We start from the raw sequence: 17,307 nt of genomic DNA on the forward strand, positions 1-17,307 counted from the left end.
TTTCATCCGCTTCTCCAGTCTGGGTCGGCAACGCCTCGACCCAGACTGTTCTGCTTTAAAAGCCTGACACCTCAACGCGCCGCCAGCATCGCCACAAAATCGTCCGCCGGCATGGGCCTGGAAAACAAATAGCCTTGTCCATAATCACATCCCATTTCCCGCAACAAGGCATGCTGTGCTTCGGTTTCTATGCCTTCGGCAATCACTTTGATACCGAGCTTGTGCGCCATCAGGATGATCGCCTCGCACAATGCCATGTTGGTCGAGTTGGTCGAGAGATTGGCAATAAACCTTTGATCGATTTTCAGATAATCGATATCGAATTTCTGGATGTAGGCTAAGGACGAATAGCCGGTGCCAAAATCATCCAGCGACACCTGCACGCCGGCATCCCTGTAATTGAGCAACTGCCGCGAGGTGTTTGGCGACACATCCAGCAACAAGCCTTCGGTAATTTCGATCACGACGCTGTCGCCGGGCAAGCCCATTTGCCGCAAACACTCCAGCCAATCCGACTCGGAACCATTATTTTGCCGAAATTGCATGGGCGACTTATTGATGGACACTTGAAAATCGGCCGCCAACGCTTGCCGAAAAATCCTGACCTGCGAGACAACCTGACGGAATGCCCAGTCGCCGATACGGACAATCAGGCCGTTTTCCTCGGCAACCGATATGAACAACCCTGGGCTGACCAAACCTTTGCTCGGATGCCGCCAACGAATCAAGGCCTCCGCCTTATGGATACCGCCGTTTTTCAGCTCGACGATGGGTTGGTAATACATTTCAAACTGTTGCAAGCTCAGCGCGTTGCGCAAATCGTTGATCATGTTCATGCGATATTGCGCGGCGTATTGCAACTCTACGGTAAAGTAGCTGTAACCGTTCCGGCCGTTGCTCTTGGCGGCATACATGGCCTGATCGGCATTTTGGATCAATTGCGCGGCATCCATCGCATCGGTTGGATACAGCGTAATACCGACGCTTGCGGACACGTAACTTGACTCGCCGTTCAAGGGAAAAGGCTCCATCATGCAGGACAGCACGGCCTGAGCCACGCGCTCCACGGCGTCAGCGCTTTCGATGCCCGTCATGATGATGGTAAATTCATCTCCGCCCAGGCGTGACACGGTGTCGGTGTCGCGCACGCAACCACGCAAGCGCCTGGCGGCAATTTGCAGCAATTCGTCCCCCAAGGCATGCCCCAGGGTATCGTTGATTTCCTTGAAATGATCGAGATCGATGAACAGCAGCGCAAACGACGCGCCATTCCGGCTGCATTTCCTGATTTCCTGATCCAGGCGGTCGTGAAACATCTGCCGGTTGGGCAACCCCGTCAGTGGATCGAAATTGGCCTGCCGCCAAATTTGTTCCTCGCTGCGCTTTTTCTCGGTAATATCGATCGCCACGCCATCCCAAACCGGCGAATCTCCCATGAGTTTCGGTCTGGAACACAAGCTCAGCCAGCGTTCGCCGCCTTCCGGATACTTCAGGCGCAACTCCATCGAAAAATCGCTCAACTCGCGTCTGCTGCGTTTTTCCGCCTCCCGATACTGGGCAATTTGCGCCGGATCGACTTGGCCGAACAAGGTTGCCGGATCGCTTAAAACTTGTTCCACGCCGACCCCATGAATTTTTTCAACGCCCTTGCTGACGAATTGAAAACACGGCTTACCGTCACTGTCCAAGGCATATTGATAGATATAACCATCCGGCAGGTTGTTACCCAGCGAACGGATGCGCTCTTCACTGGCCAACAACTGTTCTTCAAAGCGCTTGCGTTCGGTAATATCGCGACTTATGCCCACGACTCCCAATAATTGCCCATCGGGCGCATAAAAAGGGGTTTTTATCGTATCCAGCAACCGCCGGCGACCATCGGGGTATTTCACCCATTCTTCGTTGCCGCAGGACTCGCCAGTTTCGAACATTTCCATGTCTTTCTGGCGAAAGAATTCCGCCGTTTCATGCTCGAAGAAATCGAAATCGGTCTTGCCGATTTGCTGGCTTTCCGCTCGGCCGGCGAATTCCGCAAAAGCCTGATTACAGCCCAGATAGACCCCGTTCCGATCCTTGAAGAAAATCAAATCCGGCACCGCATCGATGATGCAACGCAACAGCGAGCGCTCGTAGGACAGGCTCTCGCGCAAATGATACTCTTCCGTGACATCGCGAAAGACCAGGACCACGCCCAAAATCGCGCCATCGCGCGCGCGTATCGGCGCGGCGGAATCGGCGATCTGATATTCGGCTTTATCGCGTGAGATCAGCACGGTGTGATTCGCTAGGCCTACGGTTTGGCCGGTAGCCAGGACACGCTTGGCGGGCGCTTCGGCGCATTTGCGGGTCAGCGCGTTGATGATGACGAAAACCTCCTCGAGCTCCTTCCCCAGCGCGTCCGACAAACTCCAGCCCGTCAGTTGCTGGGCGACGTCATTCATGAAGGTGACATGATTGTCCGTGTCGGTGGCGATCACCGCGTCACCGATGGAAAACAATGTAACCGCCAGACGTTCCTTGCTTTCTTCCAGTTGCGCGATGGTTTCCTGCAACCTTTCCCGCATCCGATTCCAGGCTTCGCCCAGGGTGGCTAGCTCCCCTTTGCCGCTCATGTGCGCACTGGCTAAATAATCGCCTTCCTTGAAGCGAGCGACCACATCCGTCAAGTAGCGCAAGGGTCTGTCGATCCAGAACGAGATGATCGCGCCCACCGCCACCATCAGCAAGGCACCGATGATCAGGACCGGCAGCATGGATTTCAGTAATGCATGCCAGGAATCCGTTTTGAAACGCGATAAATCGTAATCCAGCAATAATAACCCTATCCGGGTAGGCCTAATCTTGCCCGCTTCCAAAGCCAGCATGACGGGCTGGCAGCCCAGCAGGCGCTGGCGATCCGCGGTGTATTCGATGATCGCGTTTTGTTTCAGCCTTATCGACGCACAAGCGCTACTGGCAAAATCGGGCAGCACCTGTCTAAAATCGCGGCCCAGCCATTCCAGGCGCGTGGCCAACATCACGCTACCGCCGTCATCGATCAAAGCCGCGTTGTTGATGGCGCTATTGACGCCAAACATCGCCATTTCGACCGCCAGCATGTCCTTTTCTTCATGTCTGATCAGGCTCTCGATGCGAATCTCGGAATCCGCCAGCATTTGGCGTACGTCGTTTTGTGCGCGTGCCTCGATGCTGCGAAGCATTTGGCTGTGCTGATACCACAGCGAAAACGCCAGCAACAGGCCAAAGGCGCCAATGACCAGCAAAGGCAAGGCACGCTGCAGCCTCAGTGTGTGGATGGGTTTCATGGCGGCGCATCCGGCAAGAAACCGGACTCGGCCAAAACATCCGTCTTGACGTCGGTTTGCAGCAAATCATGTCGGCGCATCAAGGCCGCCAGATCGGTGGCGACCTTATGCAAAGCCGGTGCTGGAGCGGCTAACCAGCGGCGGTTTTCGCTTAAATCCGGCAAACCAAGTCCCTTGAACATAGCCAAGACTTCTTGCGGCGAGACAGCCAGGCGGGGAGCCATCCGCTTGGCGGCATCGTCCGGCTGTTGCCGAAGATAATCCTGGGCCGCAAAATAAGCGCCGACGAGTTTTTTCAAGGATGCGCGATGCGCTTCGATTGCATCGGCGCGCACCAGCAATACGTCCAGAATGCGTCCCGGTATTTGGCTACTATTGAACAATTCATGCGCCCCCTCGGCAAGCAAACTGCTCCGGACGGGCTCGAAGGTTATCAGCGCATCGATCTCTTGATTTTTCCAGGCGGCCAAATGGTCGTTGACGGTCTTCGGAACGATGACAATGTCCTCGGCGTGGAGCCCTGCCCGTTCCAGGGCCGCGTCCAACACCACGGCACCGGTTGCCGTATTCTCCACCCCTACCCGCTTGCCGCGCAGCTGTTGCACTTCGACCAGATCGCCACGGCCCAGCAAGGCATCGGCGCCATTGGAAACATCCATCACCAAAATCACGCGCAAATCCAAGCTTGGGTCTTGCATCAGATTCAAGGCTTCATCGAGCGTCAAGGCGGCAGCTTCGACAATCCCGTTGCGGATGGCATGTAAGGACTGGCTCGCTGAAGGCATTTCCACCAGGCGAATTGGGGCATCCTGATACAAATCCAGACTGCGCGCCAGGTATAACATTTCGTAGCCTGGCCAGACGTTAGTGGCAATCCGCAACATGGGTTGCGGTGATCGCACGCAAGAAAGTGGCGCCAGGCACGACACAAACACGCCGAAATAAATGAAGCAGCGCAATACTCGATGAGTGATCAGCGGTCTGGGGAGACTGAGCATGTTGGGTATTGTTGGAGAAGAAATTGATGTCGTCTGTGAAAAATAGTCTCGTAAAAGTCATTCCTGGGTAAAACAGGCCAAAATCAAAGCCATCAAGTCATTATCCGCCGCCTGTCGATACCGTCCAGCAAACTGCAAAATCGAATTGGTTTCGTGCATGTTGCTCGCCATCGACCTGTCACGGTTCAGGCTTTTCCATCTGACTCGGCATATCAGCATAGGCGCCTTTGTGAATTTTATTATGCCGTACCTTGGCAGCGGATGAAGCTTCAATATTCAGCCTTGGCAAACAGCGGATCGTTTTTCCAGCGGCATGTCTATCCTGGCAAGCGATTTTGCATCCGCGCCAGCCGGGAAAATTTGATCCGGATCAATTGACCCTTCCCGCAAGCAAGCCGGGATACAACGCCTTGGCAAGGCAATAACATCATGATTTATATGCAAACTATTCAGACTTTTTGCTGAAAGTTTCCACACCTTTCGCCATTATCATCTATATTCGGAAAGGTTGGTTTTTATCTTTAGCGATCCAATCCATGGATTTTTACATAGATTTTTTGGTTTTGAATATCGGAGGGGGAATATGAGTCAGGATACAATGCCGGGAAACGACACCCTTGAGGCCGTCGTGATAGGCAGCGGATTTGGCGGTTCGGTCAGTTTCTGCAGGTTGTCGCAAAAGTGGGGCGACAAAGTCTTGTTGCTGGAGCGAGGCAAGCGTTATCCGATGGGCTCCTTCCCGCGAACGCCGCACGACATGGCCGACAATTTCTGGAGCGTGGAAGGTGATGAGGTTCAACGTCCCAAGCACATCCGCAAGAAACAAAATTTGCGCGGCCTGTTCGACATACGCAATTTTCGCAAGATGGATGCGGTATTTAGCGCGGGCCTGGGCGGCGGATCGCTGATTTACGCGAACGTATATTTAGAGCCGCCCGAACAGGTTTTCGAACAAGGCTGGCCTCGGCAATTGACCAAATCGACCCTGGAACCCTATTACCAAATCGCCCGGCAAGTGCTGGGTGCAAGGCCTGTGCCACCCTGGAACCAGGACCCTCGCCGCAAGATCACCCGCACCGAACTATTTCAGAAATTCGCCGAGCAGGAAAAACGCACCAGCAAACTGGCCGACATCTGCGTATTTTTCGGCGACGACTACAGCTATAAAGGCCAGGCACAACCGCTACCCATCGGCGAACAAGAACTGAACCGTTACGGCGCCAGACAGACTTCCTGCGTTTACTGTGGCGAATGCGACGTCGGCTGCAATACTCATTCGAAAAACACGCTGGATTTGAACTACCTGCATGTCGGCGAAAAGAGCCACGGCGGCAAAATTTTGACCAACTGCCTGGCCGAAAAAATCTTGCCGCTGAACAAGGCCGGAGCCGATGATCCCGAGGCCGACGGTTCTCATGGATATAAAGTCGTCTTCAAGGACCTGGAGCGTAATGAAACCATCGAAGTCAGGACCCGCCGCGTGATCGTTTCCGCCGGCACGCTGGGCAGCAACGAATTGCTGCTGCGTTGCCGCGATGTGTTCCGAACCCTGCCGAAGTTGAGCGCCAAGCTGGGCCATTGGTTTTCCGCGAACGGGGACTTTTTATCCTTCGTAATCGACGGCAAGCAGCCCGCCGATCCGAATTACGGCCCCGTCATCACCCAATACACAGACTACAACCTGTTCGACCGTTTCCAACGCAATCAGGCCTTCGTGCTGGAAGACGCCTCCTATCCGGCGTTTGCCGCCTGGTACCTGGAAGGGGTATTTCCGGCCGGTTGGCTGCGCCGGGCGATCCGGACCCTGAAGGCATTGTGGGCCTGGCTGAAAAACGTCGTCCGGAGCGGCTCCTGGACCGGGTCCGTCGGTTTCGTGTTCCATGAAATGCTGAAAGGCGACCTGTCCTATAAGACCAGCGTGCTGTTGTGCATGGGCCTTGATCGCGGCGACGGCACGCTGAGTTTGAACCACCAAGGCCGTGTCGATCTGGATTGGCCGCAAACGACCAGCATGGACTTGTATCAGGCGATTTTGGCAACCGGCGATCGTTTCAAAAATTTCGTCAAATCGCATTGGTTCGTGCCGTTGCCGACCTGGGGGTGGCCCGTGTTCCGCGAACTGACCTCCTGGTTTCCAGCCAGGAACAACGTCACGGTGCACCCGTTGGGCGGCTGCATCCTGGCCGACTCGCCCGATCAAGGTGTCGTCAGCGGCAGCGACGAAAATCGGGGCCAGGCCTTCGGTTATCAGGGATTGTATGTCGTCGACGGCTCGATTCTACCGAGCGCGGTGGGCGCCAACCCGATTGCGACCATTTCGGCCACCGCCGAATGGATCGCGGAAGGCATTACCGGCATCAAGCCGGACGCCAGCCTCGGCATCTGATCGAAAAGCGTGACGGGGCAGGCTTGGCTTCCAGCGTCCGTCCGCTGCTAAAAACAACAACAATAACAACCATCAAGAGTGATCGCTATGACAACAATTTCCTTCCAATTCACCGAAGAAATGAAAGGCTATCTGAGCCCCGGCAACACCGCCTTCGCAGACGGTTATCAACAGGGCAAGCAAGATGACCATTACTTCATGTTTCATCTCACCATCCGCACCGAGGACGTCGACGCTTTCCTGTCGTCTCCGGAACATCAGGCCGAAGCGACGGGCTATCTGGAAGGCGACCTGATCGGCGGCCGTTGCGCGGTAGAAAAAGGCATCTTCAACCTGTTCGTCGATACGGCCGACCTCAACCGCCGGCAGATGCGCTATCGACTGTTTTTCACCGGTCCCAAGGGTAAACCGATGACTTTCAGCGGCGTCAAGGAGATTCAGGACAACGTCGGCCCGGATCTCTGGAGCGACACCACCACGCTGTACACCAACCTCTACAACGGCCACGTCGAAGCCGCCGACGAGCCCAAGGCCAAGCTGTATGCAGTCGGCATCCTGCATATAGAAGCCATGGATTTCATGAAACAGCTGACGACCATACGCGCCGAAGGCGGCAACGCGCTCGACCGCTTCAAGGCCGTCGAGAGCTTCGGCAAGTTCTTCATGGGCAGTCTGTGGGAAGTCTATGGACCTTCGCTGATGCCGCGAATGGGGGCCTACGAGCGGGAAATCCCGCTATACACGACGGAAGGCGTCAAGGATGCCGAAATCACCACACATCCCTTCAACACCGCCGATCGTCTGGGCTTGAGCCTACTGCGGTTCCAGCGCAAGCAGTGCGACGACGTCGTCGTCATCGTGCATGGCTTAACGACTTCTTCGGACATGTTCATCATGCCGGAGCATTACAACCTGGTGCAATACCTTCTCGACAACGGCTTCGGCGACGTCTGGACGCTGGACTTTCGGATGAGCAACCGCTTTTCATACAACTTGCACCGCAACAATTTCAACATGGACGACATCGCGATGTACGACTACCCGGCGGCGATTGCGAAAATACGCGAAGCGGTCGGACCGGATCGGCGCATCCACGTGATCTGCCATTGCCTGGGTTCGGTCTCGTTCACGATGGCCTTGTTCGGCAAGACCGTCAGCGGCATCCGCAGCGTGATCGCCAACAGCGTGGCGTTGACACCCCGAATTCCGGCCTGGTCCAAAGTCAAATTGTCATTGGGGCCATTGCTGACCGATTACGTGCTGGGCCTGGAATATCTGAACCCGTATTGGCGGCGCGAGCCGGGCTGGTCGGTTGGCAAGCTGATAGGCTGGTTCGTGTCGTTTTTCCACCGGGAATGCGACGTGCCCGAGTGCCACATGCTCAGTTTCATGTGGGGCACCGGCTTTCCGGCCTTGTACAGCCATGAAAACCTGCTGGACGTCACGCACCGCCGCGGCGGCGACCTCTACGGCGGCGTCAGCGTCAATTATTACCGTCACGTCAACAAGATGGTCAAGGCCAACAACACCGCCGTCAAGTTCAATCCGGCCGATCCACGCTACCGTATGCTGCCCGACGATTATTTCCAATACGCGGCCGACATCGAGACGCCGGTGCTGTTCGTGACCGGCGAGAACAACAAGGTGTTCACCGACTCGAACATCGTCTGCCACAGACGGCTGGAACAGATCGCGCCGGGCCGCCACCAACTGCACGTCTTCCCCGGCTACGGCCACCAGGACGTATTCATGGGTAAGGACGTTGCCAAGGACATATTCCCCCGCTTCCTGCAATTCCTTCAAGAAAATCGCAACTAGGAGGCGGCTCATGCAAACCGACAGTCTCAAAATCACGCTGGAGACCTTGCAGCCCGAACGCCAAGCGTCAGCTGAGCCGCGAAACCGTTTATGCATCGCCATCAGCGACGTGCATTTCACCGACGGCACCGTCGGCACCCAAAACGCCGAAGCAACGGCCTGGAAGGATTTTTTCAGCGAAATCGTCAGCACCTGCCGGGAAGACGCCATTGACGACCTGACGCTGCTGCTGGTCGGCGATGTCGCCGACATGATACGCACGGCGGTCTGGGCGCAGGAAGGCGTCTATCCCTGGGAACGTACGCATGCCAACTTTTCGCCGGCGCCACGAAAAATCATGCATCGCATCGCCGACTTGCACGCCGGCGAACCTGGGCAATCCGCGGGACATGATTCCTGCGGCTTCTTTCATCACCTGCAAAATCTTCCGGCGCAACTCGCGGGTGTGCGCGTCGAAACCATCGTCCTGCTCGGCAATCACGACAAGGAAATCCTCGCCGACCCCGAGGCCCTGACGATATTTTACGAGCGTTGCCTGGGACGAAAAGTGGTGGATTTGAGCCCGGAATATCGGCGCTGGATAGGCCGAATGTACGGCGACGAAAAACGGTTTGCAGATCCTTCAAGCGTGCCGTGGCTACCCTTTTATTGGGGGGACGCGGACCTTAGGCTGTTCGTCACGCACGGCCAATGGCGCGATCCGGATAACAGCCGCGCCGTCGAGGCGCAAGGCAATCTGCCGGCCTGGCAGGTCGGCGACGGGTGGCGGGCCGATGTCTGGCAAAAGCTGGATTACCGGCCCTTTACCGATCCCTGTTTCGGCGATACCGTCGCGGCCGGAGTGTTGTCGACCTTCATTTATCAAGCCAAGCGAAAACTGGCGAATTTGCCAGACCCGGAACTGCCTCGCCTCATGCGCATACTCGACGAACTCGATCTTTATCGGCCGTCGTCGGATGCCAAGGTCGAATACACCGGCCAGGATTCGGTATTGGACAAGCCCAATTTTTCCTATATCAACTTCGGCACTTGGCACGATCAGATCGTCGACAAGGAAAACGGCGGCTATCGGCGCCGCGGCGTCGGCAGAGCCCTGTTCGTACAGCATCTGCAAAAAGAGCACGGCAAGAGCAAGCGCTATCGCTACTTCGTCCAGGACGGTATCCAATGGAGCGACCGCATGGACCAGTGGTAACGGCAGGATTTGCCCGGACCAAAGGGCGGCTGATCCACAAAGCACTCTGAAAGCAGCGAGACTTTATGACTACTCGCGTTTTTGGGGTGTTTCAGGGATCACCCGTGTTTGGGCCTCATTGTATTGACGTCAACCCAACAAGAGAATCACCATGACAAGCAACAGTGCAACCGATCAACGCCTCATGCCCGGCCAACGGGTATCCGACTGGGGCAGAATGAAATACGCCAACGTCGCCAACATCGCCCGCCCCCAAACCGAGGACGATTTGCGCGCCATTCTTGCCCATGCTAAGGAACACGACTTGAAAATCTCGGTTCGCGGCATCGGCCATAACACGGTCGGACAAAGCATCGTCGACAACGGCATCATGATCGACATGATGGCGATGAATCAAATCATCGAACTGAACGAACAGGCCAAGACCCTCAGGGTACAGGCCGGCGCGACCTGGGCGCAATTGACGCCGTTGCTGGAACAAAAGCGCCTGAGCCTGTCGACCAAGCAGGAGTTCAACATTTTCTCGGTGGGCGGCTCGTTGGCCGCGAATATCCACGGCAAGTCCATCGATTACGCGGCACTGATCACCCATGTCAAATCCTTCCGCATATTGACCGCCGACGGTGAAATCATCGAAGCCAGCCGCGAGCATAACTACGCTTTGTTCCGCGCCGCAATCGGCGGTTGGGGCTTGCTCGGCATCGTCGTCGACGTTACCTTCCAGTTGATCGACGACCGCATCGTCGAGAAATCCGAAGTGGTTTACATGAAACGCGAGCCTCTGCTCGATGCCTACAGAGAACGCATCCAGCGCGACCCGGCCGCGACGCCGCTGTGCTATGGCTTTTTGGATACCAGCTTCGACAATGGCTATTACTTGACTTACCGTTACCTGGAATCCGGCGAGACTTATAGCCTGGATGAACTCAAGCGCGACGAAACCCATCCTCTCGTCGTCGACATTCTGGTCTGGCTGCAGCGGCGCTGCGCTTTCGTCCGCCGCAAAGCCTTCAACTTGACCTGGGCGACCAGCGGCAATCCGGACAAGACCTTGTTGAGCCGGCGCCTGCTGTTGTGGGACAAGCCGCCCAAGGCTTTCAACGACTTGCTGCTGCAGAAATATTACCTGCCGCTAGACCGGTTTCAGGGTTTTCTGGGCAAAGCCCAGACGATTTTCCAGCGCTACGAGAAAGACATCAAGCTGATGATGCTGCATTTTCGCTTTCAGCCCGCCAATAACGAGGCGATGCTGGCATCCTTACAGCAGGAAGCCATGTGCTTCTTCCCGGTTTATCTGGCGGAAAAGGACGATGCCAACTGGGTAGCCGTCTACGAAAAGGTCAGTCACGAATTGGTCGAGGAAGTTCTGGCGCATGGCGGCAGCTTTTACCTGACCTTCGTGCCGGCCACGCTGGACCAGGTGCGCCGGGCGTTTCCCCACTGGAATGATTTCGTCGAGACCAAGCGGCGCTACGATCCGGAAGAGCGTTTCACCAGCCTGTTCTACGAAAATCTTCGAGCCGGCTGATAACGGCAGAGGCGCCGATTCGTTCAGTTCTTGCCCAACCGAGCGCGAATCGGCGCCTGAACCATTCCGTCTGAACCCGCAGAATGGTTGCCGGCCCTGTCATTGGCCAATCCTCAGCACCTTCGCACCGCGAATCTTGCCCATTTTCAATTCCAATAAAGCCTCATTGGCCTGCGCCAATTCGAAAACCTGCACGGTAGGTCGTAGTTTCATCTCGGCAGCCAGGCTCAAAAACTCCGCCACATCCCGGCGCGTGATGTTGGCGACGCTTTTGATTTCTTTTTCCCGCCACAAATGTTGCGGATAATCCAGCGTTAACAGACTGTCGCGGTCGTTTTCCTTGCGTATCGCGTTGATCACCAGCCTGCCGCCCGCCTCCAGATTGGCCAAGGCTTCCACGATGGGCAGCCATGCCGGCGTGGTATCGATGATGGCATCCAGTTTTTCGGGCGCGCGCTGCGTCGTTTCGCCGGCCCACACGGCTCCCAGTTCAAGCGCAAAGCCTCTTTCCTCCGCACTGCGGGCAAACACATAAATATCGCTGACGGGAAACAAGTGCTTTGCCATTTCAAGCACTAGATGCGCCGAGGCGCCAAAGCCGGTCAACCCCAGGCGCTGGCCGTTTTTCAAGCCGGTCAGGCGCAAGGATCGATAGCCGATGGCGCCGGCGCACAGCAACGGCGCGGCTTGCTCATCGGTAAACGCATCCGGTATGGCATGGGCAAAATCGGCGGAAACCGTCATGTATTCGGCATACCCGCCATTGGCGTCCCGGCCGGTCGCGGCAAAGTCGGGGCATAGATTTTCATTGCCGGCCAAACAAAACTTGCATTGGCCGCAGGCGGTAAAAATCCAGGCCACGCCGACACGCTCATCGCGCCGGAATCCTCGAACCTGAGGCCCCATATCGACAACTCGGCCAATCACCTGGTGTCCAAGCACCATCGGCAAGCGCGAAGGGAGCGTCCGGCCTTCGATTTCGTCCAGTTCGGTATGGCAGACACCACATACCGAGACTTTCAGCAGCAGTTCGTCGTCCGCCGGTTTCGGTTGCGGCAATTCCAGGCATCTCAACGGCGTCCGATTTTGTTTCAGATCACAGAGGCTCTCCAAGACCATCGCTTTCATGCTGCTCCCCTTTCTTGAGTTGGCGCTATACTGGATTTTGAATGGCTGGTGCGCGTTGTCAATCAAAAATACACTGGCTGAGTCGTCACGGGTTTACCTCAACCAGGAGTCAAACCATGAAAGATCTGGACCACATGTTGCGAGACATCGAGCGCGAGGTCGAATTGACCAGTCATTTCATCGGCAAGGATGCGCTGGATACCCGCGTGATGACTGCGATGGAAAAAGTCCCCCGGCATGAGTTTTTACCGGAAGATTTACGCTATCAGGCTTACGAAAACGGCCCGGTGCCCATCGGCTTGGGCCAAACCATTTCCCAACCCTATATCGTGGCCCTGATGACCGACCTGCTCGACAGCAAGCCTTCGGACGTCATCCTGGAAATCGGTACCGGCTCGGGTTACCAGGCCGCCGTTTTAGCGCAATTGGTCAGGCAAGTTTTTACGGTGGAAATCCTAGAACGACTGGCCAAGGACGCCGGCAAGCGCCTGAAAAACCTGGGCTATGCCAATATCACGGTTCGCAATGGCAACGGTTATGACGGTTGGCCGGAACATGCCCCTTTCGACGGCATCATCGTCACCGCAGCCGCCCCGCATGTACCGCCAGCCTTGATAGCTCAATTGCGGATAGGCGCCAAGCTGGTCATACCGCTCGGAACCCCATACGGTTATCAAGAATTGGTATTAATGGAAAAAACCGCCCCCGACGAAATGCAAAGCAAGACCATTCTGGGGGTGCGCTTCGTGCCGCTGACCGGTATTCACGACAAACCCGAAATTTAAGGCCATCGCATGTTCGCCAACGACCACGACATCAAAGACATTGCCCTCGCCGACCAAGGCCGCCAGCGTATCGACTGGGCTTATGCCGAAATGCCGGTGCTGCAAGCGATTCATCGGCAATTCCTGCAAGAAAAGCCCTTGGCCGGCGCCCGCATCAGCGCTTGCCTGCACATCACCACCGAAACCGCCAATCTGGCCCGCACGCTCCAAGCGGGCGGCGCCGAATTGGTATTATGCGCCAGCAATCCGCTCTGCACCCAGGACGACGTCGCCGCGGCACTGGTAAAACACTACGACATCCCTACCTTCGCCATGCGCGGCGAAGACAACCTGACCTATTACCACCACATCGGCAGGGCTTTGGCGCATCGCCCGCAACTGACGATGGACGATGGCGCGGATCTGGTCAGCGAACTGCACAAAAATCGCGCCGATTTAGTGGCCGACATGATAGGTGGCAGCGAGGAAACCACGACCGGCGTGATACGGCTGCGGGCGATGGCAAAGGACAACGCATTGAAATTTCCGGTGATCGCCGTCAACGACGCCATGACCAAGCATTTGTTCGACAACCGCTACGGGACGGGGCAAAGCACGATAGACGGCATTATTCGCGCCACCAATATTCTGCTGGCCGGCAAGACCTTTACCGTAGCCGGTTACGGCTGGTGCGGACGCGGTATCGCAATGCGCGCCAAGGGCCACGGCGCCCGGGTCATCATCACGGAAGTCGATCCCTTGCGTGCCTTGGAAGCCGCGATGGATGGCCACAGCGTGATGCCGATGCTGGAAGCCGCCGCCCGTTCGGACTTTATCGTCACTGCCACCGGCGACAAGAACGTACTGGACCGCGCGCATTTTCAAGTCATCAAGGATGGCTGCGTGATCGCCAATTCCGGTCATTTCAACGTCGAGATCAACCTCCCCGCGCTGGAAGCGCTGACCCTGGAAAAACATAAGCCCCGCGAGCACGTGCAAACCCATGTTCTTGGCAATGGCCGCAAGGTTTGCTTGTTAGCCGAGGGGCGCCTGGTGAATCTGGCCGCCGCCGAAGGCCACCCGGCAGCCGTGATGGACATGAGTTTCGCCAATCAGGCCTTGAGCATGGCTTATTTGTGGCAGCACGGCGCCAGCCTCGAATGCGCGGTTCATCCAGTGCCAGCCGATATTGACCGCCGCGTCGCACAGATGAAGCTCACGGCCATGGGGCTCGGCATAGACACGCTCAGCGCGGAACAACGGCATTATTTAAGCACCTGGCAAGAAGGCACTTAAGGACGTTGTCAGTAACTTCGTTTTTTTCGGGTGGGCATGGGGATACTTAGGCTCAATGCAATCATTCCTCTTCTTCTATCAGCGCCTTTAGCCTACCGGAGCTGACCGCGTCAACCAACAACGCATAATCCCGCTCGTTCTGATTCGCATAGGCAACGGCAAATTCGCCGATGGCTTGATCGAAGCGGTCCGATTTTCCCAAGTAGCCGCTGATGGTCGCCGCATCACCTGAGCGCGCATGAGCGCGCGCCAGGGTCCATGCGCAAAGTTCCGCATAAAGGTGGGATTGCTCGAGTGTTGCTCCCTCGATCGGGGGCGACATTTTCATATCGCGTAATTGGCGCACAAAGAAATCGCGGCCACTACTCGCCACTCTGGCCCACCCCAAAAAGATGTCGCTGGAAGATTGCATCAGGCGCTGCCCCATCACGACGCGTTGAGCATGATTGTCGTAGCGGCTTTTGCCGGCATAAGGCTCCAACACCGAAGGGCAAGCCTCCTTGAACTGCAACAACAAGGCATGGTTTTCCGCCGAGAAAAACAAGCCGATCGAACAGCGCGTGCCGACACTGCCGATGCCGACTACCTTCATCGCAAAGTCTTCCAGGCGATAGCGGTCGAACAGCACCCGGCGCTCATGCGACAGCGATTCTCTGTAAGCTTCCAAGCCTTCGCGCACCCTTTGTTCGGCCGCTTCATCCTGGAGGTGAAACAGTACGGGCGGCTGATCGATGAGCCGGTGGCGGCCGGCGACCGTGGTAGCTATTTTAGGTACCAACTGGTCACCGATGCGCTGCCGCGCTTTCTCTACGATCTGTTCCCGACGTTTCCGAATCTTTTCATCCGGCGCCATCTCCAGCAGGGTATCGGCGTCCAAACGGTCATACCAAACTTCCAATGGATTCATCTTGGAATATTCCCGTAAATGCTCCCGATAAGCCCGCGCACATTCCGCTGCAGTCGCTTGGGCCTCTGCATCGCTGAAACGTTGATCGCGAGCGGCCACCGCGAAACTGGTAGCCAGACGTTTGACATCCCATTCCCAAGGGGCCGGCAAGGTTTCATCGAAATCGTTGATGTCGAAAATCAAATTGCGCTCCGGCGTCGCGAACAAGCCGAAATTGAGCAAATGGCAATCGCCACAGGCCTGCACCCGCAAACCGGTACTCGGCGTCTGCGCCAGATCATAGGCCATCAAACCGGCCGATCCGCGCAAAAAGGTAAATGGGCTCCGTACCATGCGGCCGTAACGAATCGGCACCAACTCGGGCAACCTGCCCCGATTGGACTCTTCCAGGATATCGATCGGATCGCGCCGGCCGGCTGGCAGCGTCCAGGCGGCGTGGCTGGTGCGAGGCACCTTGTCCCGCAATTGCTTGCCCGCGGCAAGCCGTTCTTCACGGGATTTGAATTCTTGTTTGCCGGCGTCCTGTGATTTGGGTTCGGCTGATGCTTGCTTGTTTTTCTTCTTGGTATTAGCCATGACTGACTCCTGATGAAACGAATTAAAGGCAAAACCGACGCTATCCCCAAAATTGATAAAAAGATTTACAACAAATCGCCAATATCGCCTTTGAAATAGCGCTTGATGATGCTTGCCAGTTCGCTGCGTGCACTTCGGTCGTCGAGGGCAAAGGTTAGATACAGCGACTCGGCAATCTCTTCGAAGGCATATAAAATCACGGGATCAAAATGCTTGCCGGCCCCGCTCTGTAAAATTGTCAGGGCCTCTTCCAGGCTCAAAGGCGCTTTGTAAGGGCGCTCGGAAGTCAATGCATCGAACACGTCGACAATCGCGAATATCCGCGCGGTTAGAGGGATTTCCTCGCCTTTCAGCGCCTGATAATAGCCGCTGCCGTCGAATTTTTCGTGATGATTGCCAACCACTTCGGCAGCGTCTCGCAACCATTGGCAATTGTTGACGATATCCAATCCATGTTTGACGTGCATTTTCATGATCTCGAATTCGTCCGGCTCCAGCCGTCCGGGCTTGAGCAGGATACGATCGCGGATGCCAATCTTGCCCACGTCATGCAAAAAGGCGCCTTTGATCAGGGTGCGGATACTGCCTGCATCCAATTCGATTGCCTCGGCCAGTTTCACCGCATAAACGGTAACTCGAAAGTTATGGGCATCGGTATCGCTGTCGCGCTTGGCAATCGCGCTGCCGAACCCTTGCAAGGTTTCCAGATTCGCATCGAGCAAATTGATCGACAATTGCCCCAAGCGCCCCACTAACCGCCGTAACACAGGGTAATGTAGCCCAGTTACCAGAAGGACGATCAAAATAGAAGCGCCAACCGAGCGGACAATATCAAGCCAAAATCGCCTCATCACTTCGGGGGAAATGATGTATAGCCCACGTAGCGTTGCCAGCGTCTGTCCGGCATGTTCAATGACCAATGAAATTGCAAAACTATATCGACCATCGATCTTTGCCAACGGCACGACGACAGTACTATCATTGGTAGGCGTAACTTGCTGCCTGGCTTCTTCAATCAACGTTTGAATATTGGGAATATCGGCGCTGGCCAAACTGGCGATTTCAAGACCATCGGTATTGTGAATCGATGCCCAGGCAAAATGTCCTAACCTGCTTTGCGGAGCGACTCTACTCAGATCCTCCAATGCATCTTGCACCATGGTTTGCCAAGGCCGCTGACTGATTGCGACACTATCGCGCACGCGCAGCTTTAATAGCTCTATGACCACGCGCGTCTGCTCGGCAATCACATCTTTCACAATAAGACCCTCCCTGATGAAAACGCTGCCACCAACCAAAATAGACAGTACCATCGCCAAAGCCAATAATCGGAAAATCAATATGTTGCGCAAAGAATGCATGCGAGACTGCATTACCGGTTTCTCCTTGCCGTTTAAGCCGACCGT

General features: G+C 55.9%; 11 protein-coding genes. 6 read left to right on the forward strand and 5 right to left on the reverse strand.

Annotated features, from left to right (window positions below; translation table 11 throughout):
- Positions 1-71: 71 nt before the first annotated feature.
- Positions 72-3,305, reverse strand: a complete 3,234-nt coding sequence (locus tag NM686_RS12205) for an EAL domain-containing protein (protein ID WP_255188136.1) — start codon at positions 3,303-3,305, stop codon at positions 72-74.
- Positions 3,302-4,303 (reverse strand): ABC transporter substrate-binding protein, encoded by a 1,002-nt coding sequence (locus NM686_RS12210; RefSeq protein WP_255188137.1) that lies wholly within the window; start codon positions 4,301-4,303, stop codon positions 3,302-3,304. The genes NM686_RS12205 and NM686_RS12210 overlap by 4 nt, the downstream gene beginning before the upstream one ends.
- A gap of 583 nt (positions 4,304-4,886) precedes the next feature.
- Between NM686_RS12210 and NM686_RS12215 the strand changes: the two genes are divergently transcribed.
- The 4 genes from NM686_RS12215 (at position 4,887) to NM686_RS12230 (ending at position 11,230) form a co-directional block, all read left to right on the forward strand.
- Positions 4,887-6,689: a GMC oxidoreductase gene (locus NM686_RS12215; protein ID WP_255188139.1), complete on the forward strand. Its 1,803-nt coding sequence runs from the start codon at positions 4,887-4,889 to the stop codon at positions 6,687-6,689.
- An 87-nt stretch (positions 6,690-6,776) separates the two neighbouring features.
- A complete protein-coding gene (locus tag NM686_RS12220) occupies positions 6,777-8,507 on the forward strand; it encodes an alpha/beta fold hydrolase (protein WP_255188140.1) in 1,731 nt (576 codons plus the stop codon).
- Between the two features lie 10 nt (positions 8,508-8,517).
- The gene (locus NM686_RS12225; RefSeq protein WP_255188141.1) at positions 8,518-9,702 is read left to right on the forward strand and encodes a hypothetical protein; all 1,185 of its coding nucleotides are present in this window, start codon (positions 8,518-8,520) and stop codon (positions 9,700-9,702) included.
- Positions 9,703-9,853: 151 nt separating this feature from the next.
- On the forward strand, positions 9,854-11,230 hold the full coding sequence (locus NM686_RS12230) for an FAD-binding oxidoreductase (RefSeq protein ID WP_255188142.1): 1,377 nt from the start codon (positions 9,854-9,856) through the stop codon (positions 11,228-11,230).
- A 99-nt stretch (positions 11,231-11,329) separates the two neighbouring features.
- On the opposite strand, the gene NM686_RS12235 is transcribed toward NM686_RS12230, so the two are convergent.
- A complete protein-coding gene (locus tag NM686_RS12235) occupies positions 11,330-12,358 on the reverse strand; it encodes a zinc-dependent alcohol dehydrogenase family protein (RefSeq protein ID WP_255188143.1) in 1,029 nt (342 codons plus the stop codon).
- 116 nt (positions 12,359-12,474) lie between these two features.
- Here NM686_RS12235 and NM686_RS12240 point away from each other — a divergent pair, with 116 nt between their 5' ends.
- Both NM686_RS12240 and ahcY read left to right on the forward strand, forming a co-directional pair.
- Positions 12,475-13,143: a protein-L-isoaspartate(D-aspartate) O-methyltransferase gene (locus tag NM686_RS12240; RefSeq protein WP_255188144.1), complete on the forward strand. Its 669-nt coding sequence runs from the start codon at positions 12,475-12,477 to the stop codon at positions 13,141-13,143.
- Between the two features lie 9 nt (positions 13,144-13,152).
- Positions 13,153-14,418 carry an adenosylhomocysteinase gene (gene ahcY / locus NM686_RS12245; protein ID WP_255188145.1) on the forward strand — a complete coding sequence of 422 codons (1,266 nt, stop codon included), beginning with the start codon at positions 13,153-13,155 and terminating at the stop codon, positions 14,416-14,418.
- A 61-nt stretch (positions 14,419-14,479) separates the two neighbouring features.
- Here the strand turns inward: ahcY and NM686_RS12250 are convergent, their stop codons facing one another.
- Together NM686_RS12250 and NM686_RS12255 are read right to left on the reverse strand one after the other, a co-directional pair.
- Positions 14,480-15,901: a DUF2252 domain-containing protein gene (locus tag NM686_RS12250; protein ID WP_255188146.1), complete on the reverse strand. Its 1,422-nt coding sequence runs from the start codon at positions 15,899-15,901 to the stop codon at positions 14,480-14,482.
- A 65-nt stretch (positions 15,902-15,966) separates the two neighbouring features.
- Positions 15,967-17,274: an HD-GYP domain-containing protein gene (locus tag NM686_RS12255; protein ID WP_255188147.1), complete on the reverse strand. Its 1,308-nt coding sequence runs from the start codon at positions 17,272-17,274 to the stop codon at positions 15,967-15,969.
- Positions 17,275-17,307: the final 33 nt, after the last annotated feature.

This window comes from Methylomonas rapida, from assembly GCF_024360925.2.
GTDB classification, from domain to species: Bacteria; Pseudomonadota; Gammaproteobacteria; order Methylococcales; family Methylomonadaceae; genus Methylomonas; species Methylomonas rapida.